The organism is Paraburkholderia aspalathi, assembly GCF_900116445.1.
GTDB classification, from domain to species: domain Bacteria; phylum Pseudomonadota; class Gammaproteobacteria; order Burkholderiales; family Burkholderiaceae; genus Paraburkholderia; species Paraburkholderia aspalathi.
On sequence record NZ_FPBH01000019.1, the window covers coordinates 161,345 to 182,556 of the forward strand.

Here is a 21,212-nt window from a genome sequence, read left to right on the forward strand (position 1 = left end):
GACGTTGCGTTCAGGTTGTGCTGACGCTGTCGAGCTCCGTCTGCGTGAGCCCGTACTTCGCCATGCGGGCACGGTGATCAGCCGAACCGAGGTACTTGCGAAGTTGCTCATTCACCGCCTGCAGAAGGTCAGGATTGCTCTTGCTGAACGAGAACGCGCCGACAGGTGCTCTACCATCCTTGCTCGATTCGTGCGCCACCACTTCCAGTTCCTGATTGGCATTGGCAAGGACACGGCTGCCCACTGCCGTACTCGCGTAGGCGTCGATTTTTCCCGCAAGCAGCGCGTCGATCGCTTCGGTTTGGCCCTTGAACGCCACTATCTGGCTATCCCTCACGCCGACCGACTTTGCAGAGTCGAGCTGAACCGTCCCGGCGACGATTCCAAGCCGCGCGTCGTTGCGCGCTGCAACGGCCGCATAGCTCGTCAGCGCTTTCGGATTGCCCTGACAAAGCAGGAAGCCGTCGCCCAGCGCCCAGACCGGCACGCTGAACGCAACGCGCTCGGCGCGCTCAGCGGTCACGAAAATGGGTACGTTCATGTCCCACCGGCCTTCCTGCACACCAGGCAGAAGTTCTTCGAACGAGGTCAACTGATGTTCGATGGAGGTCACACCGATCGCCCGAAGCACCACCTCGGCCAGTTCGATGTCGGCGCCCGTCGCCGAATGATCTTCACCCGTCCAGTAGAACGGCGGTTCCTCGAGATATGCGATTCTTACTTTCATAGCTGTGCTCCACATGTCCAGTAGTTAAGATTCCGCTCGCCCGCCCTTGGGCGTGGCGATTCATTCCAGCCTATGCCGACAAGTCACGCCGTAGCGGCGTCCATGACCGTTGAAAGTGCCGACAGTGCGGGTCCGAGACGCGCGGGCGGCAGGTAGCCAAAACCCAGCCGGAATACACGGCTGCTTTCGCCAAACCACGCGCCGGATGCGAGTTGCAAATCATGACCCGGCAGCAGATCCCAGAAACGCGCGACAGCAATGTCGTCGAATGCGTCGGCACGCAGCCGCAGGCAGCACAACGCGCCGGCATCAGGGCGCACCCACTCGATACGCTCGTGCTCGCTCTCGCACCAAAGCGCCAGTTCCTGAAGCGCAGCGGCGAGCAAGCGGCGTCGCGGTGCGAGCACGCCTTCCCTGTTGCGCAGAAGCGCTGCGGCGAGCGTCTCGTCAAGAACCGATCCCGAGATCACGGTGTTCATTTTGGCGACGGCCAGACGCTCCCGCAGATCCGAGTTCGCCACCGTGAGCCAACCCGTGCGCAAACCCGGCGCGCCGAGCGCCTTCGACACCGACGCGCCAGTGACGATACGTGGATCGAGTCCCGCGAAACTTTCGAGCGCCGCATTGTCGCCATACGAGGCCTCCCGATAGGTCTCGTCGATGAAAAGTATCGCGTCAGGAGCGCGCTTTTCCATCAGGACAAGGAGCTTCTCGACGTCGGCACGGGACGTCTGGATACCCGCCGGATTCTGTGGCGAAGCGATACTGACCAGCTTCGTTTTCGGCGACACATTTGCCTCGATCTGCTCCAGGTCTAGCCGATAGCCATGCTCGAATGACAGCTTGATCTCGCGGACGCTAACGCCGGCGCCGAGCAGGCAATCACGGCTCGGCGGAAAGCAGGGTGTCGCAAGGACAGCCTCGTCGCCGGACCGGCAAACTTCGAAAGCGAGAAGAAACAGACCCAGCGCGGTACCTTGTGTCGTGATGATCTGCTCGGCTGGAACCCTGCAGCCCTCGGCAATTGCCTCGCGAAGCGCGACCGAACCGGCTGATGTGCCATAGCCGAGCTTCAGATTGCGGATATCCTCGAGACCCGGCAGAGACAGCAGTTCGCCGAGCGTCAAGTCCTGCGACGTGCTCTCCGCCAGGTTGAACGGCCGGTTCACATTGAGAAGTGAAATGATCTCGTTGCGAGGAAATCGCCCGCGCCACGCCTCTAGATCCGATTCGCTGAGGTCGGCCTGCTGTCGTCCGTCGACGTTCTGTTGAATACCCTGCATGCTTTTGCCTTGCGTTTGCTGTGAATTGTTTGTCAGACGATCCGTTGCAAGCAGCCAGACAGCCGTTCCAGCCTGGTTCCGACAGCATTTATCGCTGTACGCAGCACCCCGGCTCCTTCAGACGCGATCGCAACGCCTGCATCGTAGCGCCCACCGGTCGACCATAACAGTCACAATTTTCCGCAAAATTGACCATCACAATTCCTCTTGGCGAGCCGCGGCGCCGGGTCGATAATCGTGGATTACACCGATTACACTGTTATGAGCCCTTCCATGGACATGGACACGCCCACTCCGTACCGCTACGAGCGCCTGGCTGAGCTCATCGTCGGCATGATCGACAATGGCGCGCTCGCGGCGGGCACGCGTCTGCCATCCGTGCGCGCCGTCAGCGAACAGCACAGCATCAGCATCTCCACGGTGTTACAGGCGTATCGCCTGCTCGAAGATCGCGGCATTCTGGTCGCGCGGCCGCAGTCAGGCTTTTATGTCGCGGGCTCGCGCCGCGGCGCGCTCGCGTTGCCATCGATCTCGCGGCCGCGCGCGAAAGCGTCGACGGTGTCGATCAGCGGCGCGGTCGCGGGACTGCTCGAGCACGTATCGAATCCGGGGCTGGTGCCGCTCGGCTGCGCCGTACCCGACGCGGCGCTGCTGCAGTCGAAGCGGCTCGACCTCGCGCTCGCGCGTGCCGCACGTCAACACGGCACGCGCTACAACATCTATTGCGCGCCGCAAGGCGACCCGCGCCTGCGCCGCGAAATCGCGAAACGGGCGATGCACTTCGGACATGCGCTGTCGCCCGACGACCTGCTCATCACGAACGGCTGCACCGAGGCATTGACACTCGCGCTGACCGCAGTCGCGAAGCGTGGTGATTCGATTGCGATCGAATCACCCACTTACTTTGGCCTCCTCCATACTCTCGAAGTGCTGGGCCTGAAGGCCTTCGAGCTGCCCACCGACCCGACGCGCGGCATCGACGTTGACGCGCTCGCCCGCCTGCTCGATACGGAACCGGTGGCCGCCTGCGTACTGTCGTCGAATTTCAACAACCCGCTAGGCTGTGCGATGGCCGAAGCCGACAAGCGCTCGCTCCTTGCGCTGCTCGCACGGCATGCCGTGCCGCTGATCGAAGACGACGTCTATGGCGATATCCACTTCAGTCGCGAACGGCCCAAGCCGTTCATCGCGCTCGACGGCGGCGCCAATACGATCTACTGCAGCTCGTTTTCGAAGAGCCTCGCACCCGGGTACCGGGTCGGATGGATCGTGGCGGGTGCTTACGCACAGCAGGTGATGGAACGCAAACTGGCGTTCAGCCTCTGCTGCCCTGTTCTGCCTCAGGTCGCGCTCGCGGACTTTCTGGAGAGCGGCGCATACGATGCACACTTGCGCGGCGTGCGGCGCATCTTCGAAGAGAACCTCGGGCGCATGACGCGTGCGATCGAGACAAGCTTCCCGACCGACACAAAAGTGAGCCGGCCGGCAGGCGGCTTCATGCTCTGGCTGGAACTGCCGAGGCGCTTCGACTCGCGCGCGCTCTTCGACGAAGCACTCGAACAAGGCATTTGCTTCGCGCCTGGTGACGTCTTCTCCGCAAGCCGGCGCTTTCGCAACTGCCTCAGGCTGAGCGCCGGGCATGCGTGGGACCATCGCATCGAAGACGGCGTCCGTCGGCTGGGAGGGCTCGCGCAAGCGTTGCTCGAGGGTTGAGTGGCTTTAGTGCGTGGACACCCGAACTCAGTTCTCCCGTGCATCGCTGGCACAATGCTCCATCACTTCGAAGAGCGCCCGTTTTGCCGGACTATCGAGCCGCGTATACGCAAGACCGATACCGGTCCGGTGACCAGGAAGATCGAGCGGACGCGCCACGACCTTGGGCGGCAAAGCCAGCGCCGCCTCGGCCGGAATGACGCCGATACCGAGCCCTGCCGCCACCAGCGCCAGCATGGTGGGGAATTCGCCCAGTTCCTGAGCGATGTCGAGCACCGCGCCCTGCTGGGTCAACGCGACGAGCATCTCGTCATAGAAACCGGGCGCGTATCGCCGCGAGAGCACGAAAGCGGGCGAGCCGCTCAGGTCAGTCGGATGAATCAGGGGCTTCGCGGCTAGTGCGTGATCTTCGGGTACCGCCACCACGAACGATTCTTCCAGCACGACGCGCGTTTCGAGTCCTGAGCCGCTCACGGGCATGCGCAGCAGGCCGAAGTCGAGCTTGTTGTCATGCAGGGCCGCGATCTGGTCCGGCGTCGGCAGGTCCTTCAACTCCAGCGTGATGAGCGGATAGCGCGCGTGCATGCTGCGGATCAGATCGGGCAGCAACTTGGGCAGGACCGACGACACGAACGCAATGCGCAACGCGCCAATTTCCCCGCGCGCGGAAAGCCTCGCGGTCTGCTCCGCGCGCGTCGCCTGATGAAGCGTGGCGCGCGCTTCGGGCAGAAAGAGCCGCCCGGTGTCGCTCAATGCGACTTTGTGCCGGTCGCGCTCGAAGAGCCGCACCTCCAGTTCTTCTTCCAGTGCCTTGATCTGCATGCTCAGCGCAGGCTGCACGATACATAGGCGCTGCGCCGCGCGGCCGAAATGCAGCTCTTCAGCCAGCGCTACGAAGGCGCGCAGATGCTTCAATTCCATGGTGTCTCTCCGCAAGCGGGCGCTTGTCATCACGAATCATGATAACAACGTCATGAAAGACTATTGGCGCGTTTGCTGCACTTGCGTTGAACTGGTGGGCATTCGAGGCAAGCGGGGCGCATCATTGGATGCGCGGCGCAGCCTGAGGGCCTGAGAGACGCCGTCCACCACGGCAGCACGCCACAAAACACAAGATCGGAGACATCGACATGCATTCATTGATCTCGAGCCGGACGCGCGGCGCGCAGACGCTCGCCGGTTTGACAATCGCCTTCGCGGCATGCGCCGCGCACGCCGCGGACTGGATCGTCTCGGGCAACGACGGCAAGTATCAGCGCGTCGAGGGACGCGATACCTATCCGGCCAATCCTCAACCCGACACGCTCACGCTCCTCGACGCCAGCCAATTTCCGCCGCAGGTCAAGGTTCAGGTCGAGGTAGAGAACGGCATCCAGGGACCACCGCAAGCAGTCGCGGTCACGCCGGACGCCGCCGTAGCGCTGGTCGGCGCGCCCACCCGCTACGATCAGGCCGCCGGCAAGCTGCTGATGGATTCCTTTGTTCAGGTGATCGATCTGCGGGCATCGCCGCCCGCCGTTAGCCGGCTCGAGATCGGCAGCCATCCGCAGGGCATCGCCATCGACCGTAGCGGCAAGCTGGCGCTCGTTGCGTGCGTCGACGGCAGCGTGGTGGTGCTCAGCATCGACGGAAACCGCGTGACGCCGGTGGATACGCTAAAGATCGGCCAGAAGCGTCTGGCCGGTGTGAGCTTCACGCACGACGGCAAGCATGCGTTAGTGGCACTGCGCGACGAGCAAGGCGTTGCCGTGCTGAACATCGCGGACGGCCACGTCACCGATAGTGGCGTGCGCCTCTCAAGCGGCGTGGCGCCCTACACCGTCGACGTATCGAGCGACGGCAAGTGGGCCGTCGTGAGCGACGTCGGCCTCTCCGGCCTGCCCGCCTACGCCGGCAAACTCGCGGGGGATGCCGACACCATCACGCTCATCGACATATCGCACGAGCCGTTCCGCGCGGTTCAACACATCACGGTGCCCTCGTTGCCCGAAGGCGTGGCGATCTCGCCCGACGGCAAATGGATCGGCGTACAGGCCATGGACGGCTCAAACCTCACACCGGACAACCCCGGACGCCATGCGCGCGGCAAAGTTCTGCTCTTCGCGATCCGCAACGGCCAGGCCGTGAAGATGTCCGAGGCGCCGGGTGGAGAAGCCGCGCAAGGCATCGTGTTTACCGCTGACAGCAAGCATCTGATCGTGCAGTTCAACGTCGAGAAGCAGCTCGCCATGTTCGCGGTAAACGGCGGCCATTTGCAGGACACCGGACAGCGCATCGCGCTAACGGGCGGCCCTTCGTCGCTTCGTACAACCCCGCGCTGATCATCGTCAACTGAATACCACACGGAAACAGTCCATGCCCTTCATGCCTCACTCGATTCCGACGCTATGCGGCTCGCTCGCCGGCCAGCCGTTTACGTTCAACGTCAAGGTGCACAACGCGGCTTATCGGGCGCTAGGCGTCGACTACACCTTCGTGAGCTTCGGTGTGGATGATATTGCCGGCGCGATAAACGCGATGCGCACGCTCGGCATTCGCGGCCTGAATGTGACGATGCCGCACAAACAGGCCGTGATTCCCTACCTCGACGCACTCGACGAAACGGCGCGCGAAATCGGCGCAGTCAACACGATCGACAATCGCGACGGCCACCTGACCGGCTACAACACCGACTGCATGGGCGCCGTGCGTGCGCTCGAAGAAGTGACCTCGCTGCCGGGCCGCCGCATCGCGCTGCTCGGCGCGGGCGGCGCGGCGCGCGCGATCGCCTGGGGCGTGCAGCGCGCCGGCGCGGAGCTCACCGTGTTCAACCGCACCGCGTCGCGTGGCGAAGAACTGGCCCGCCACTTCGGTCTCGCTTTCGGCGGCGATCTGAATGATTTCGCTGCGGCCGGTTTTGACGGCGTGGTCAATGCGACGGCTGCCGGCTTCCGCGCGCCCGACGTCAATCCGCTGAAGCCCGAACAACTTGCGCCGCATCTGTTCGTGATGGACGCGGCGTTTATCCCGGTGCGCACCAGGCTGATTCGCGAAGCCGAAGAGCTTGGGTGCCGCGTCGTCGATGGCACGCGGATGCTGCTGCATCAATTCTGCGGCCAGATCGAACTGTACACAGGCAAACCCGCGCCGCTCGAGACGATGAGCACGGCTCTGCTCGACGAGATTGCACGCGTGGGCTAGCGGACCGTTCAGGTCATGAGTGAAATGACCTGCATGGCATCCCGATTGGAGGAGACGACAAGATGAAACATCAGCACACCGTTGCGATAGACCCGCGCGACACGGGCCATGCCGCCGGCTCCGGCGCCGGCAAGCACGAAGTCACGAACGCCGACCTGTATCGCGCCGCATGGGCGGCGTCGCTCGGCAGCGCGCTCGAATACTATGACTTCGCGCTGTACAACCTCGCCTCGGCGCTGATCTTCGGGCCGCTCTTCTTTCCGTCGAGCACGCCGGCCATCGGACTGATCGCGAGCTTCGGCGCGTACTTTCTGGGCTTCGCCATCCGGCCGGTGGGCGGCATCATCTTCGGCACGCTCGGCGACCGTTATGGGCGCAAGTTCGTCCTGATGGCGACGATCCTGCTGATGGGCATCGCGAGCACGCTCATCGGCTTTTTGCCCACCTATGCCTCCGCAGGCATCTGGGCGCCGATACTGCTCGTAGGGTGCCGCCTGCTGCAGGGCCTGGGCGCCGGCGCTGAACAGGCAGGCGCTGCCGTGTTGATGGCGGAGTACGCACCGGCCAAACGTCGCGGCTATTTCGCTGCGTTGCCGTTCATGGGCGTGCTGCTGGGCACCGTCATGGCCGCTGCGATCTACTTCGCGCTGGTCCGCGTCGAGGATCTTTCGCAAAGCTGGCTGTGGCGTGTGCCGTTCCTGTTGAGCGCCGTGATCATCGCGGTGGCGATCTGGATACGATTGAAGCTCAAGGAGTCGCCCTCGTTTACCAAACTCGAAGCGCGCAGCGAGGTCAACGAGAATCCGTTGAGGCATCTCATCCAGCATTCGAAGCCGACGCTTCTCAAGGTCATCGGCCTGCGCATGGCCGAGAACGGCGGCTCGTCGATCTATCAGTCGCTCGCGATCAGCTATATCGCAACCGCAACCGGTCTCAAAGGCCAGATCGGCCCAATCGCCCTGCTGCTCGCCGGCGCGTCGGGGGCGATCATTATTCCCCTGGCGGGCATGGCGAGCGACCGGTTCGGGCGCATCCCCGTCTATCGCGCATTCGCGGTCTATCAATTGCTGCTGGCCTATCCGACCTGGTGGGTGTTGAGCCTCGGCAACGCCACGGCAAGCATTGCGATGTTATGCGTCGCGTTGGCCGGCGTCTGGGGCATGTTCGCGACGCAGGGCGCACTGCTGCCGGAACTCTTTGGCGCGCAGCATCGCTATGCCGGCGTGGCGGTGGGACGCGAAGTGTCGGCCGTCATCGCAGGCGGCGTGGCGCCGCTCGTCGGCGCGTCCATGATCGCCTGGGCGACGCTGCACTGGGGTGGACACGAGGGCACGATTCTGGCGTGGATTCCGCTTGCCAGTTACGTCGCCATTCTCAGCCTGATCGGCGTGGTGACAACCTACTTCACACCGGAAACACGCGGCCGTGATCTCGACGATTTGCGTGATGCTGCTGACACGCCGATCAAGCCACTCAACCGGCCGATCACTCAACATTCCTGATCGCAGCGATCCGATAAGCCCGGCAGGGCTTATCGCGAAGATTGTGCCGTCAGGCGACGGCTGCGCCGCTTACCCCATAGAAACCCGAACGCCAGTATGGCGAGCACCGCAATGCCGGCGACCGGGAGGAACGGCTGCACCCATGCGAGAAACGGCAATTGACCGCCCTTGCGCGCCACGGCGACGTCATTCGCCGAGACAGTCAAATTCGAATTGCCGAAGCGTTGCAGTACGTAGTTCGAGATCGCGGCAATCTGTTCGTCGGTCAGCGGCTGAACAAAGGAATCGTCACCGAAATTCGGCATCAGCACATGCTGGTCACCAACCTTGCGATCGACGCCGTGCAGAATCGCGGCGATCAGATTCGACGGATTCAGGCCACCGGTCGCCGTGTTGTGGAACAGCGAGGGATAGCTCTGGTCTGTGCTGCCCGCGCCGTCCGGACGATGGCAACTCGCGCAGTAGCCGCTAAAAAGCGCAGCACCGGAACGTGGTGCTTCGACGTTATTCTGGCTTGACGTGCCGCGCAGCGACGCCTCATCGCCGCCGCGCCCGGCGATGCCAAATGCCGGCCGGCTCTCGCCTGATGTTCGGATCGGCGCCGTGCTCTTCAGGTAGACCGCAATAGAGTGCAGATCGTCGGCGGACAGAAACTGCAGACTGTTCTGGACCGCTTCGGCCATGCCGCCGGCCGCCTGGTTCTTGCCGATAACGTGCCCGGTCTTCAGATAGTCGACGATTTCCGCATCGCTCCATGCACCGATTCCGCTTACTGGATCGGACGTAATGTTCGGTGCGTACCACGGACCGAGTTGCGCACCGCTAAAGCCCCGGTCCAGATCCTCGGCCATCAGCATATTGCGTGGCGTATGGCATGCGCTGCAATGCGCAAGCACATTGGTCAGATAGGCGCCACGATTCCATTCCTCGCTCTTTTGCGGGTCCACCGCAAAGCGGCGGTCTTTCAGGAACAGCAGGTTCCAGACGATCATCGACTGCCGGATGCTGAATGGAAACGGCAACGCGGTCTGCGGCGGGACCTCGTCGACCGGCTCGACGCCCTTCATGAAGTAGGTGTAAAGGGCGTGCACGTCCCGATCGGTCATGCCCGTGTAGGCGGTGTACGGCATCGCCGGATAGAGATGCGCGCCATCGGCTCGAACGCCCTCGCGCAACGCGCGGGCGAATTGCGCTTCGGTATAGTTGCCGATGCCCGCGCGTCTGGATGGCGTGATGTTGGTCGAATAGATCGTCCCCATCGGCGAGACGATGCCGTAGCCGCCCGCAAACTCACGGCCTTTGTCGGTGACCGTATGGCAGGCCATGCAGTCCGATGCGATCGCCAGCAAACGCCCCTGCTTAATGAGCGCTGCTTCACTGTTTGGCGCGGGCGCCGGCGTCACCGAATTGGCGACCTGCTGCGCCATGGCCGTCGTGACGTGCGTGCCCACAGCGCCTGCCAGACCCAGCGCCGCACATGCGATCAGCGCGCGGCTATTTTTCGCCACCGAGTCGAACGCATGACGAATGCTGAAAAATCGCTGATTCATCTCAGGCCTGCCGCAAGGTCTTCTGGATCGAATCAGCAGCCTTGATGCCGAGCGCCACCATCGACAACGTCGTGTTCACCACCGAGGCCGAGGCCATCGCGCCGCCGCCCGGCAACCATAGGTTCGCGTGATCGTGAGCGCGGCAGTCGCCGTCGACCACCGAGTCTTTCGGATCGGAACCCATGATCGTGCCACCCATGATGTGGTTATTCGCATTCAGGCTCGTCGTGATCTCGAACTCCACCGCGTCGAACAGCTTACCGATATGTTCGAGTTGCGCATGCGCCGCGGTTGCACCGTCGCGCACGTAGTCGCCGACGTCGTAATGGATGTCGGGACAGGCAAGTCCGAGCGGGTCACGCCGCGTCTTGCTCAACGTAAGACGGTTGTTCGGATCGGGCAGCGGTTCGAGACTGATCGACAGATCGACACCGAAAATCGCGCGACGGCGAATTTCGTCATCGAGCTCCTTGCCTACGAGGCCAAGCTTGAGCGCCTGATCGGTGGCCGGTCCCACGCGCGAGATGTTATTCAGGATCATCTTGTTCGACGAATACTTCGAGCGGAACGCACCGTCGCGTGGACCGACGATGCAACTGCTCTGCGCGGGCCCTCGGCCGAACCATAGCGGCTCGTTGGCGAGGAACGTGCAGTGAAAGCCCGAGTGATCCATCATGTTCCGCCCCACCTGGTCGGACGCGTTCGCAATCCCGTTCGGATTGCGCGCATTCGCGGCGAGCAGCAACAGGCGCGGTGTCTCGATACCGTTGCATGCGAGCACGAACGCACGCCCTTTGGCTTCATGAGATTGACGCTTCGCGTCGTAGAAATGCACAGCGGTGACGTTATTGCGTTCGTCGGTATCGATCTTGTAGACGACCGACTCCGCGAGCACCCTGGCGCCGTGATGCTCCGCGCTTTGCACGTGATGGATGCCGTTATACATCGCACCAATCGGACAGATCGGCTGACAATTGTTGTTGCCGCAACAGGTTGGCCGGCCGTTCCATGGCCGCGTGCTGCGCGCCTGCGGAATCGGAATCGAGTGATAGCCGTATGCATTGACGACTTCAGCAAAGCGCGTATCGCCGTATGCCCACGGCACCATGTCCATTGGGTAGGGACGGCTGCGTTCAGTCGGCGACTGACGCGACGGGTCGTTCGGACCCGCAACGCCGAGTTCTTCTTCAGCGCGGCAGTAGTAGGGTTCGAGGTCGTCGTAGGAAATCGGCCAATCGCGGCCGACACCATAGGTCGACTTCATGCGGAAATCCACCGGCAGATGGCGCCAGCATGACGCGGCCCAGTGCCACGTGGTGCCGCCCACCGTGCGCAGGTAGCCTTGCTTGAAACTTCCTCCGCTCGGGCCGCTCAAGGCTACGTAGTCGTTGGGAGGGAAATACAGCGGCGCGGGCGCGGCCTTCGCCTGCGGATAAAGACCTTGAAAATCCGAGCCGACCCGATTCGGGAACGGCATGTTGCGCCAATTCTCGACCGCGGTTGCACGCTCGATGCGCAAGCCCGCCTCGAGAATCACAACCGAATACCCCTGGCGAACCAGCTGGTCGGCCATGAGCGCGCCGACCACGCCGGAACCGACGATGACGACATCCGCGGCGACATCGCCATTAGCAGAAATGGTGGGCGTTCTCATCTTCAGGCCTGCTTGTTCGTGACGGGCGCAGGCGCCGGTGCGAGACGCGCTTTAGCGGCCTCGGCGGGCGTGACTACGCCGGCAGCGGGCGGCGCTTTCGACCACCATAGCGGACCGTTCGAGCAGTACGTCGGCACGGTGAGGCCATCGCTAACCGTGCTGTACATCAGCGCGTCGTCGTAAGCAATCAACTGCGACTGGTTGCCGTGCGTGACGGTCCCTGTGTACCAGCCGGCGACGATCGCCTGCACCGTTTCCCGCAGACCTGCCCCACTCGCCCGCGCGAGCAACTGCTGCGGCGTCTGCCCTGCTTGCATCAGTCCCGTCAGCCTGGCTGCACGGTCGGCGAAAGTACTATCGCTCGCGACAAGCGCGGCGTATAAACGCTTGCCAACGATTGGATTCATCGACCCGTGGCCGGTGAGCGCTTTGGATAGCGCGAGGAAGTCCGTCTCCCGAACCGATGGCTGCGCGAATGCGGCAACGGGCGACAGAAACGCAAGTTGCGCGGCGATCGCAAGCGTCTTGAGCATCGTCCGGCGCGACATGCTGTCGGCAGACGAATACTCAAGCTCTTCGCCGTTCACTGGCTTCATTGGCACCAGGTTCTTATTGATCAATTTTGGCTCGCTCTCAGTCGACGGTTTTCAGCGGACTATAGACGAGTCCGAAGTCCGGCCTGGCCCAGCGCTACGCACAGCACAGCATGAAAGGCCCAGCGGATATTAGACTGGAACCGATCCCATGAAGTGAGCTCATTGCTCAAAACATCATTGTGCTTTTTGCAAAAATTGTCCAGAAGAGGATGAGACGGGAACCGTCAGATCAAACGCCGGTTGTGTCGCAAGGTTGGTGGATAACGGATCAGCGATATAGGCAGTACAGCTTATGTTTCCAGTTCGTAGCGCAGGTGCGCAACGCCACCCTCATATCGAGTGCCTGGACAGGTAGTAGCCGGCGCGCCGCGCGTCCTTCGTCGTCTATCACCAATGCCATATAGCCGGGCCCATACCCGACACGCATACTGCAATCAGCCTAAGCGTCTCTGCAACCTCGCCCGATCGCACTCACTCCGTTCCACGGAGCGACCCGCTTTCTCCCTGGACACGGCGCACATCGGCGCTTCGGTTCGGCGCAGTGGGTGCAGGCGCCGCCACTTCTAAAGGAGAGTCAAAATGAAGACAGCACTTTTACTGGTCAGCGGCGTGCTCTGCGCGTGCTCATGGCAGGCAAACGCGCAGGACACCACCGCGCAACAGCCGCCGACGGCGACCGAAATCATGAACAGTTCGCAAGGGCCAGACATGTCGACCAACTCGATGTCGGGCGGCGCCGCGACTCAGCAGGGCAAAACCCGCGCCGATGTCTATCAGGACCTCGTGCGCTCGCAGCGGAACGGAGAAGCCGCAAGGCTCCAGGAGCTTTTCAAGGGAGGTCAATGATCTTCCTGTCCGCTCCGAATGCCTGCAGCGGACGCACGTGATGCACATGACGCAGGTAACGCACGACGAGGACCGGGTGAACAAGACCCGGTCCTCGGCGCGCTATGGCTTCGCTACAGCTTGATACCTCTTTTCTTCCAGCGCGGCGAAGGCAACCTGCCGGAGCCTGCCCGAATCGCAGGCAGACGCGGCACATAGGCATGTTGACCGATCGCTACCGGCGGTGGGTTCAACGTGCCGACACATGTGCCTAGCAGATGAGGAACCGACGCGACCTGATCCGGATCGAGGGAATTCGCCTCGGTTTCGATCCACACGCGAGCGGAAGGTTGAGGCGTGAACGTATTGGGCTGCAATCCATTCGCGTGCTCGATGATTTTTTGCCTCGCCAGCAAGCGTGCCACCTGCGGCGCCGCGGCGCTGGTTCCGCTCAACGCAACGAGACAGCCGCTGCGCGTACTCGCGGCGAGCACGCCTGCGCATGCGACGGAGTCTTCGCTGACCGCCGCCGCATCCGGACCCAATCGCTGCGTCGCCAGAAGAGAAGGTCCGGTCGATGAGTAGGTCGCAGCGCGTCCGTCAGTCCTGCGATAGGCACCGACCACGACGGTGTGCTCGCCGGTCGCAATAGAACTCAACGTGCCGCCACGTTTGATCCACGTCAACGGATTGCCTGCGTCGAAGTCCCGCACGTGGGCTCCAAAAACAAACCGCTTGTACGCCTGATCCTCGAAGCGCGACTGGCGCCCTCGCAGTGGATAGCCGTAGGCCGTTTCATTACGCTGCACCCACGCATGAATCTCCAGATCGTCACTCGACCCGTTCGTCAACGTCACGGTCCAGTTGCCCGCCGGCGCCGGATCGCGCTGAGACTGATTCATCGTCGTAGGGGCGAGTGCAATCAGGATCATCTTGCAGTCCCCCGTCGCGACGCGATCCAGATAGACCACCGTGCACAGCACATTGCGTCCCGGTTGCCACGTGTAGAGATTCTCGACGGGAAACGCGGGGCTCTTGTCTCCCCCCGGCGGCGTGATCTGAACGGTCAGGCTGGATGCATCGACATTCTTCGGCAACCATATCTCGAGAAAACCAGGCGTGGCGCAATCGGGCAGGACCCTCCAAGTGATCGGGCTCGACGTTCCTTTCTCAAGCTCGAGTACCGCGTGACAGCGCAGCATATTGCTGTTTCCCGCGGGTACGACGATGGATAGATCGCGATGTAGACCGATCAGTTCGTCCATCGCGCTTTCAATGATCGAACTGCCGTCGTGCGGACCCGCCATATATCCGTAGCTCAGGTTGAGTACAACCGAGTACTCTGCGCCGTCGGCAAGATCGTCGGCACGACGCAGGAGGTAGCGGATCGCGTCGAGCGCGTGAACGGCGAACCAGAGCCCGGACGTGTCGCGAATCGTTCGCCCTGCCGTTTTGAACTGGACGCACAGGATGCGCGGCGGTTGAACCGTTCCCGTCCGCTCCCCTTCCAGGGTCAACGCGGCGGCCTCGATCCTGTTGTGCCTCACGCCGCACGCGAGATCCATGACCTCCGTGCCGTGCGCCCAGCGTTTGCGCGCGCCGACGTAACCGTTGAGTCGATACACGGCGTCTTCATCGACGAGTCCTTTGGTCACGCACTGCTTAAGCAAGCCGTTTATGTCGGCGCCGGCTAGCTCACGCCCGTAGTGCACGCCGAGCGGCGGCGCCGCTGCGTCATCCTGATTCCAGAAGTATTCGATACGGGTCAACGGAATATCGGCGACGGAACGAAAGCGTTCGTGAGCGAACGCCAGGCCGTCGTCCATGACACCCATGAATACGGCGTGCGGCTGGTCCGCCGCGTCAGTGGACGCGGCGCCTGGCTGAGCGACGGGAACGAAGACGGGCGGCGTTCCCAGCATGGACGCTTCGGAACCGGGAGCCACGGACTGCACCGCGTCGCCAGGAGCGATCGGCATCCCGAGCTCGAAGCGCTTCACGACGCCCTTCATGGCGCCATCGATTTCGGTGAAGAACTGCTTTGTCACGATCGCGCTCAGGAAGCGCGACGCTTTCAGATCACGCGGCGGAAAGCGATAGACGGTCGATACCTTAATCCACGCCTTCCACGTGGCGTTGCCGTTTTCCAGACTCTCCGCGAACGTCTGCGCGGTAAGGGGCGTAGCGGCCGCTCCTGGCCAGTGCGCTTCCAGTTCGAGGATGACGCGCACCCACGTGGGTTGCCCTCCGAGGTGAGCAAACGCCGTTGTGTCCGCCCACGCCAGATAGGGGTCGGCACGAGTGCTGTTAGCAGCCCGTCCGATCCAGTTGAGACCGCTCCACGCGCCGCCACCCGCCAAAGATTGCCAGCTCATATGCCACCTCGTATGCCACCTTTTCCGCACGCATCGACAGCTTACGGCTAACGCGTGTTCTGGAGACTCTTGCCCGTCCACTCGCTCGCCGCCTGGTTCCATAGCCACGACAGAATGGCGGATCCATCCACGGCCGTTTGCGTAGAGTCCCAGTCGATGAACGAGAAATAGGCTCGCACCTGTGGCGCGGTCATGCCCGAATTGTTCAGGATGTAGGTGGCGACATCGGCGTCGCTCAGCGGCTCGTGATAGTCGAAATCCGGATTGCCGCGCGGACCATTGGCGTTGATGCTGTTGCCCTTGAAATAGCGCGGAGTAATCATGCCGTTGCCGCCAAGCTTTTGCTTACACCGCGCAACAAAGTATTCCCCGAGTGAAGTACCGAGCACGTGCCCCGCAATGCTGTCGATCGGAAAATGCACACCCGCTACCGTGCGATTCACCGCGACGCGGTACGCCTGCCTCATCACCTGCTGTTGGAATACGGAGCCGGGCCCCTCATTGAACAATGCGCACAGCACTACCGCGATAATGAACGCCTGGGTCGAATGGCCGCTTGGTAGCGAGCCATGCCCTGGCGTCTGGATCATCGGCTGGACCTGGGTCGAATACTCGATCGGCCTTTGTGCCGCGATCGCGTGCTTGAAACGAATTTCCGCGAAGATCGCGAATCGCACAGCGGTATCGAGCAGTTCGAGCGTCTTCGGCGTGCGGCTCGGGTGCAGAAAGATGAGAGTGCTCCAGAACGCCACTTGCGGACCCATCTGACACAGTATCTCCGCGGCGCGGTCCTCGCGCAGGTCCGAATAGAAGTCCAGCCAGTCGAGTTGTTTCGTGAAAACGGCCACGTCCGGGCGGCTCAAGGAGACGATATCCACGTCCGCGCCGCCTTGTGCGATTGCCCGGTGAGACAGCGTGGCGGTAGCAGGGTTTGGAAACGAAAAGCGCAAACTGCTCAGCAGTTCGAAATCGAGCACCGTCGCGCGGACCCAGGGCTCCCAGCGCCACAGTTGAGCGGGATCGTCGAGCGCAGGCGCGGTAGGGAGATCCTGCAGTTTCTGATTGTCGAAGTTGAGCGTCACCAGTTCCGGAGTCCGCCAACTGCCCACGATCCCGTCGCGATGTCCGATCAGCGCTTCCGCGAGAAGCCGCGGGTCGCCCGAACTGCCGCCGCCCGCATCATAGACGCCACCCGCGCCGCCACCGCCGGGCGGAATTCCCGCACCACCGGCACCACCCGCTCCGCCTGCCCCACCAGCACCGCCAAGTCCGCTCACGATATGTCTCCACTCTCAGGGATCCAGCACCGCATTCATTGCTTCTTTTATCTAACCAGGCAATCCCGCCTGACGAAGTGCCTCCGACCAGATCTTGCCGGTCTTGTATGCGCCGCTAGGCGAGCGTTCGAGATAACGTTGCACCGTCAGCGTCGGCTCGATGGCCAGAACTTCGCCGACCGTCAGACGCGCCGCCTCGACGTCGCCGAGCAGCGATTGCGCGATCGCCAGCGCGCGTAACGTGGAGGTGTTGGTACGGTTCACCCGCAGGGACCGTTGCGCCAGTTCCACCGCGCGTTCGTAGCGGCCTGCGGATAGCGCTGCCGTGGCTCCGAGCGATTCGTAGAAATAGCGCAAGGGATCGAGCGGCGAAAGGCGGAGGGCACGCTCGGTTGCGTCGACCGCCTCCTCGCCCTCGCCTTCGAATGCGTGCAGCGTGCCTTTGAGCAGCCATGCAAGCGAATCGTTGGGATTGACCGAGAGCGCGAGCGCGTAGCGCTGCTGCGCGACGTCGAGTTGCTTGAGCAGATTCGTGTGCACGAATCCGTCGATAGTCAACGCGAGCGAACACTCAGGATCGGCGTCCAGCGCCTGTCGCGTGCATTCGAGCGCTATATGCGCTTCACCGCGGCGGTCGTCAGTCCAGCCGCGATTAAAGCGCAGGACATGCCACTTGGCGAGCCATGCATGCGGCAACGCCTGTCTGCGCGCGCGTTCGATCACCGCGTCCAGCATGTCTCGCGCGCGGTTGAAGTCGTCCGCTACTCCGCGATGCATCAGCACGATAGCGCTCATCAGCAGTGTCGATATTTCGAGCGTGGGCAACGCCTGCGATCGCGCCCGATGCAGTTCGCGATTGATGATCGCGTTGCTGACCGCGCCGACCACCCGGCCGATCAGTTCGTCTTCGCCGAGCATGATCTCGGACGTGCGGCCTCTGATGCTCTCGGTCCACAAAATGTGCCGCGATTTGGCCTCGGCAAGCTCGGCGACGAGCACGAACTGATCGCCCGACATGCGATATGCGCCCGACAGCACGTAACGCGCGCCGAGAAACCCGCTGATTTCGTCGAGCGACGCGCCGCGCTCGCGAAACGCGGTCGTGGACAAACGCGAGATCACCTGAAGCTCGGCCGTGCGAGACAAGGAGGAAATGATCTCGTCGGCGAGCACTTCGCCGAGCATCTGCTGTTCGACGCCGCCGCCACGCAAGATGAAAGGAATCACCGCAATGGTGGGCCGCAACTCCGGCAAAAAACCAGCGCCACGCTCGATCAGCGGACGTGGCCCAGGCGGGCCGATCCGATAGGCACGCACCGGATGCTCGAAATGCTTCAGATGGCATTCGCCGAGGTCGTCGATTTCCGCATCCAGTTCGGACGTCAGCTGGTCCCGTACCTGCGCGGACACCACGATCTCTCCCGGTCCCGCCAGCGTGTAGAGGCGCGCAGCCAGATTGACGCCGCGGCCGTACACATCACGCTCGTCTTCGTACAACTCCGTGACGTGCAAGCCCATCCGCAAGAGCATGTGCGTGCTCGCCGGCTCGCCTGCGTTGACCTCGCGCGACGCGCGCTGGATCGCAAAGGTCGCGGCGAGTCCATCCTGCAGGCGCACGAACGTGACCATGAGTCCGTCGCCCTCGGTTCTGATCAGGCGGCCGGCATGCGCAGGCACCAATTCATTCTCGATCCGCGCCTTGAACGCGCGCCAGCGCCGCGCTGCTTCGACCTCGTTATCCTGCATCAGCCTGCAGGATTCAACGAGATCCATAAACAGCACGGAGCGAACGACACAAACCAGGCCATCCGGTAAATGGGGGAAATCTGCCATGACGTTTATTCAAGCCATTTTGTGGGCGTGCACGGTCCTATACGCAAAGGACTTCACTGTCCCAGCGCATTCTTTCAAATGTCACGTCGGAAGAGCCGCGCCCACGCAAGCGCAACCTTTCAGCGTTGAGCCGAAATGCTCGAAATGGTGAATCTCGCCGCCTGACGGGGCGACGCGGACGCGCGGCCGATGTCTTCAGCAGACTGGCGATTTGTATGTGTTATAGGTCAAAAAAACATCGGGAAAATGGCTTTTTTTGCCCGCGGTCCGCTTTATGTCAGTCGATATCGGACAAAGTTGAAGCACGTTGAATTGCCGTGTCTGCAATAAGCGTTCGAGCGTCGCGATTAACGCTTCGTGCGCAGCTTATCGGCCTCCAATCGGCGGGTAATCAAGTGAATCAGAAAGGTGGCGAAATCCGGATCCTGGTAATAAAGTCGCATCGCGTCGGTCGCCGAGACCACCAGTAATTCGCATTCGCTTTTGCAACGGGCCGTGCACGTGCGCCGATGGTCCGGAGAGAAGAGCCCGATTTCGCCCAGTATCGTGCCCTGCCCCACCTCGATGCCGATCTCCTCGAGCATGACTGTTCCGCGCACCATGTAGTAAAGCGCATCGCTTCGGTCATCTTTGTGAAAGAGAACGTGGCCGGATTGAAAACGGGTGGGCGCCGTATAAGCCAGCAGTCGACTGATTGAAAGCTGCCCGTCCAGCGCGTGGTGAAGTTGCACATCGCCGACCTTCTGCAAACGCGCCGCGGCAACGCTCGCCTGCCCGCGACTGCCAACCTTGAGTGCTTTGTACACCGTATATAAGTGCACTTTTACGGTCCCTTCCGTAATGTTCAACTGCCGCGCGATCGACTTGTTCGAATCGCCGCGCGCCGCGAGCGCCAGCACTTGCAGTTGGCGAGGGGTCAGGAAGTCGGAATTGGGTCCGGCCGCGCCGGCGGACTTTGGCAGCGCGTCGGTGGAAGCGGTACCGGCGGTAGCCGCGGTGGACGCCGATAAGCGTATGTCCGATGGCAGATGCCGCCCGCCGGCAGCGAGGAGGCGCAGCGCACTGATCAGTGCATTGGTGGACTCCGATTTGCCCAGATGACCTGCCACGCCTGCCGAGATGAATTGCTCGACGGTCTGAGGATCGACCGAGGTCAGCAGTGCAAGCACGGGCAGATTGGGGGCACCGTGGCGAGAAGCGCTTGCGGTAGTAAGCGCTTCCGGCAGATAGTCACCGTCGAGCACGAGTACGTCGACCGTTTGCCCGTGGTCGAAAGGGTTCAATGTGTAGTCGGCGCATTTCACTTCGGCGCCGTCCGCCACCTCACCAAGCAGACGCGCGACGCCATCGCGAAACAGACCTGCGGGCGCAATGAAAAGGATCAGCATGAGCCGTGCACGCCACACATGGCGCCTCGGACTGATCGACGTCTCTTCACGACAGCGAGGCAAGCATGATCGACAACCTCTTCATGTGTGCCTTGAACGCGTCGCTCGCTTCCCGATCGGTTGTCGGATTCAGGTGCGAAGTCCCGGCGAGTTCAACCTGCTCATGAAAATCGTTGGCGACCGCGCGTCTGATGTCCGGAGGTAACGACCGTACGATGGAGACCAGTAAAGCCTCTTCGGCGTGAATCATGCCCAGAATCGAATGAGTATCCACGGCAGAACCTCAGTTGAAGGCGTCGTAAGTACACTCTAGTACACGCCGGTCAATCGTTTCAGGCTACCTGGGAGTTTCCTACTGATGGCGTCGGGCAGTCAGCGAGTATCACCGCCCGGCATCGTTACGGGGCGCGTAAGGTACCCTTTCCTCCTCGTACAACCGGTAGATGAGTTCAAGCAGTTCCCGAAGATCGCGCGACTCGTCGAGCATTCGCGTGCTCATTATGATTGGGGACACCAGCGTGGGGTCGTCCAGTTCCTTGTAGCTCACGTCGTCTCGCTTCAGGCCATACACGCTACTCGGAACGACGGAAATGCCTTCCCCCGCTGCGACGAGGCCCAGCGCAATCTGCAACTCCCGTACTTCATATATGCGGCGAGGCTTGAGACCACGGTCTGCGAATGCCGATAGTACCTGGTCTGCATAACTGGGCCGCGGCGCCTTGGGGAAAATAATCAGGGTCTCGTTGACCAGGTCGCTGAGCCCGAGGACGGGTTTGCCCAATGAGAGTGCATGGCCCTCCGGGAAGGCGACAATCATCTTCTCCTCGCGAAGAATCACCCGGCGGATGTTGGCGTCCTCATGCCGGATACGGCCGAACCCGACATCGATCTGACCGTCTTTCAGCGCGCGAATCTGGTCCATCGTCGACATCTCATGGAGGCTGAGTTCGACGGTCGTGTTCTCGTCGCGAAAGCGCCGGATGATTTTTGGCAACATGCCGTACAACGTCGAACCCACGAAACCGACGGAGAGGCTGCGCTCGATGTTGCCCACGCGCCGCGTCATTGATTCGAGTTCAGACGTCTGAGCCAGCAACTGGACGGCATGAGCATAGAAAAACTTGCCCGTCTCCGTGAGCTTCAACGGGCGCGAGTCGCGCTGGAATAACTGCACCTCGAGAATCTCTTCAAGTTGCTGTATCTGACGGCTCAGAGGCGGTTGGGCCATGTTCAGCCGCTGCGCAGCGCGCGTGAAATTACGTTCCTCGGCTACGGCAACGAAATAGCGAAGATGGCGCAGCTCCATTTC

General features: G+C 62.1%; 17 protein-coding genes. 5 read left to right on the forward strand and 12 right to left on the reverse strand.

Translation table 11 applies throughout. From position 1 onward, the window contains the following. Window positions 1-10 precede the first annotated feature (10 nt). Both BM438_RS26390 and BM438_RS26395 read right to left on the reverse strand, forming a co-directional pair. A complete protein-coding gene (locus BM438_RS26390) occupies window positions 11-727 on the reverse strand; it encodes a transporter substrate-binding domain-containing protein (protein ID WP_093640137.1) in 717 nt (238 codons plus the stop codon). A gap of 83 nt (window positions 728-810) precedes the next feature. Then, on the reverse strand, window positions 811-2,010 hold the full coding sequence (locus BM438_RS26395) for a pyridoxal phosphate-dependent aminotransferase (protein ID WP_093640139.1): 1,200 nt from the start codon (window positions 2,008-2,010) through the stop codon (window positions 811-813). Window positions 2,011-2,283: 273 nt separating this feature from the next. On the opposite strand from BM438_RS26395, the gene BM438_RS26400 reads away from it, so the two are divergent. Continuing rightward, on the forward strand, window positions 2,284-3,723 hold the full coding sequence (locus tag BM438_RS26400) for an aminotransferase-like domain-containing protein (protein WP_244179452.1): 1,440 nt from the start codon (window positions 2,284-2,286) through the stop codon (window positions 3,721-3,723). Window positions 3,724-3,750: 27 nt separating this feature from the next. Here BM438_RS26400 and BM438_RS26405 read toward each other — a convergent pair whose 3' ends face one another. Beyond that, window positions 3,751-4,644 (reverse strand): LysR family transcriptional regulator, encoded by an 894-nt coding sequence (locus BM438_RS26405; RefSeq protein WP_093640142.1) that lies wholly within the window; start codon window positions 4,642-4,644, stop codon window positions 3,751-3,753. Window positions 4,645-4,853: 209 nt separating this feature from the next. Here BM438_RS26405 and BM438_RS26410 point away from each other — a divergent pair, with 209 nt between their 5' ends. The 3 genes from BM438_RS26410 (at window position 4,854) to BM438_RS26420 (ending at window position 8,405) form a co-directional block, all read left to right on the forward strand. Beyond that, complete coding sequence (locus tag BM438_RS26410) at window positions 4,854-6,044, forward strand: YncE family protein (RefSeq protein ID WP_093640145.1); 1,191 nt, start codon at window positions 4,854-4,856, stop codon at window positions 6,042-6,044. Window positions 6,045-6,078: 34 nt separating this feature from the next. Next, entirely contained in the window at window positions 6,079-6,903 is an 825-nt protein-coding gene (aroE, locus tag BM438_RS26415) for a shikimate dehydrogenase (protein ID WP_244179453.1), read from the forward strand. 62 nt (window positions 6,904-6,965) lie between these two features. Then, window positions 6,966-8,405: an MFS transporter gene (locus BM438_RS26420; protein ID WP_093640147.1), complete on the forward strand. Its 1,440-nt coding sequence runs from the start codon at window positions 6,966-6,968 to the stop codon at window positions 8,403-8,405. 29 nt (window positions 8,406-8,434) lie between these two features. Here the strand turns inward: BM438_RS26420 and BM438_RS26425 are convergent, their stop codons facing one another. Genes BM438_RS26425 through BM438_RS26435 form a run of 3 tightly spaced genes read right to left on the reverse strand, consistent with a single transcriptional unit; the run spans window position 8,435 to window position 12,205 of the window. Then, a complete protein-coding gene (locus tag BM438_RS26425) occupies window positions 8,435-9,955 on the reverse strand; it encodes a cytochrome c (RefSeq protein ID WP_244179454.1) in 1,521 nt (506 codons plus the stop codon). Between the two features lies 1 nt (window position 9,956). Beyond that, window positions 9,957-11,609 carry a GMC family oxidoreductase gene (locus BM438_RS26430; protein WP_093640150.1) on the reverse strand — a complete coding sequence of 551 codons (1,653 nt, stop codon included), beginning with the start codon at window positions 11,607-11,609 and terminating at the stop codon, window positions 9,957-9,959. A gap of 2 nt (window positions 11,610-11,611) precedes the next feature. Next, a complete protein-coding gene (locus BM438_RS26435; RefSeq protein WP_143131753.1) occupies window positions 11,612-12,205 on the reverse strand; it encodes a sugar dehydrogenase complex small subunit in 594 nt (197 codons plus the stop codon). A gap of 579 nt (window positions 12,206-12,784) precedes the next feature. Here BM438_RS26435 and BM438_RS26440 point away from each other — a divergent pair. Beyond that, a complete protein-coding gene (locus BM438_RS26440; protein WP_093640156.1) occupies window positions 12,785-13,051 on the forward strand; it encodes a DUF4148 domain-containing protein in 267 nt (88 codons plus the stop codon). A gap of 113 nt (window positions 13,052-13,164) precedes the next feature. On the opposite strand, the gene BM438_RS26445 is transcribed toward BM438_RS26440, so the two are convergent. From BM438_RS26445 to BM438_RS26470, 6 genes are all read right to left on the reverse strand, one after another. After that, window positions 13,165-15,405, reverse strand: coding sequence for a S8 family serine peptidase (locus tag BM438_RS26445; RefSeq protein ID WP_093640159.1), 2,241 nt, complete (start codon window positions 15,403-15,405; stop codon window positions 13,165-13,167). 47 nt (window positions 15,406-15,452) lie between these two features. Beyond that, on the reverse strand, window positions 15,453-16,682 hold the full coding sequence (locus tag BM438_RS26450; RefSeq protein WP_093640162.1) for a phosphatase PAP2 family protein: 1,230 nt from the start codon (window positions 16,680-16,682) through the stop codon (window positions 15,453-15,455). Between the two features lie 51 nt (window positions 16,683-16,733). Beyond that, window positions 16,734-18,515: an adenylate/guanylate cyclase domain-containing protein gene (locus tag BM438_RS26455; RefSeq protein WP_093640165.1), complete on the reverse strand. Its 1,782-nt coding sequence runs from the start codon at window positions 18,513-18,515 to the stop codon at window positions 16,734-16,736. A 347-nt stretch (window positions 18,516-18,862) separates the two neighbouring features. Next, window positions 18,863-19,837, reverse strand: coding sequence for a LuxR C-terminal-related transcriptional regulator (locus tag BM438_RS26460; RefSeq protein WP_244179455.1), 975 nt, complete (start codon window positions 19,835-19,837; stop codon window positions 18,863-18,865). 112 nt (window positions 19,838-19,949) lie between these two features. Continuing rightward, the gene (locus BM438_RS26465; protein WP_054035211.1) at window positions 19,950-20,177 is read right to left on the reverse strand and encodes a hypothetical protein; all 228 of its coding nucleotides are present in this window, start codon (window positions 20,175-20,177) and stop codon (window positions 19,950-19,952) included. A gap of 108 nt (window positions 20,178-20,285) precedes the next feature. Continuing rightward, a complete protein-coding gene (locus tag BM438_RS26470) occupies window positions 20,286-21,209 on the reverse strand; it encodes a LysR family transcriptional regulator (protein WP_093640171.1) in 924 nt (307 codons plus the stop codon). Window positions 21,210-21,212 lie beyond the last annotated feature (3 nt).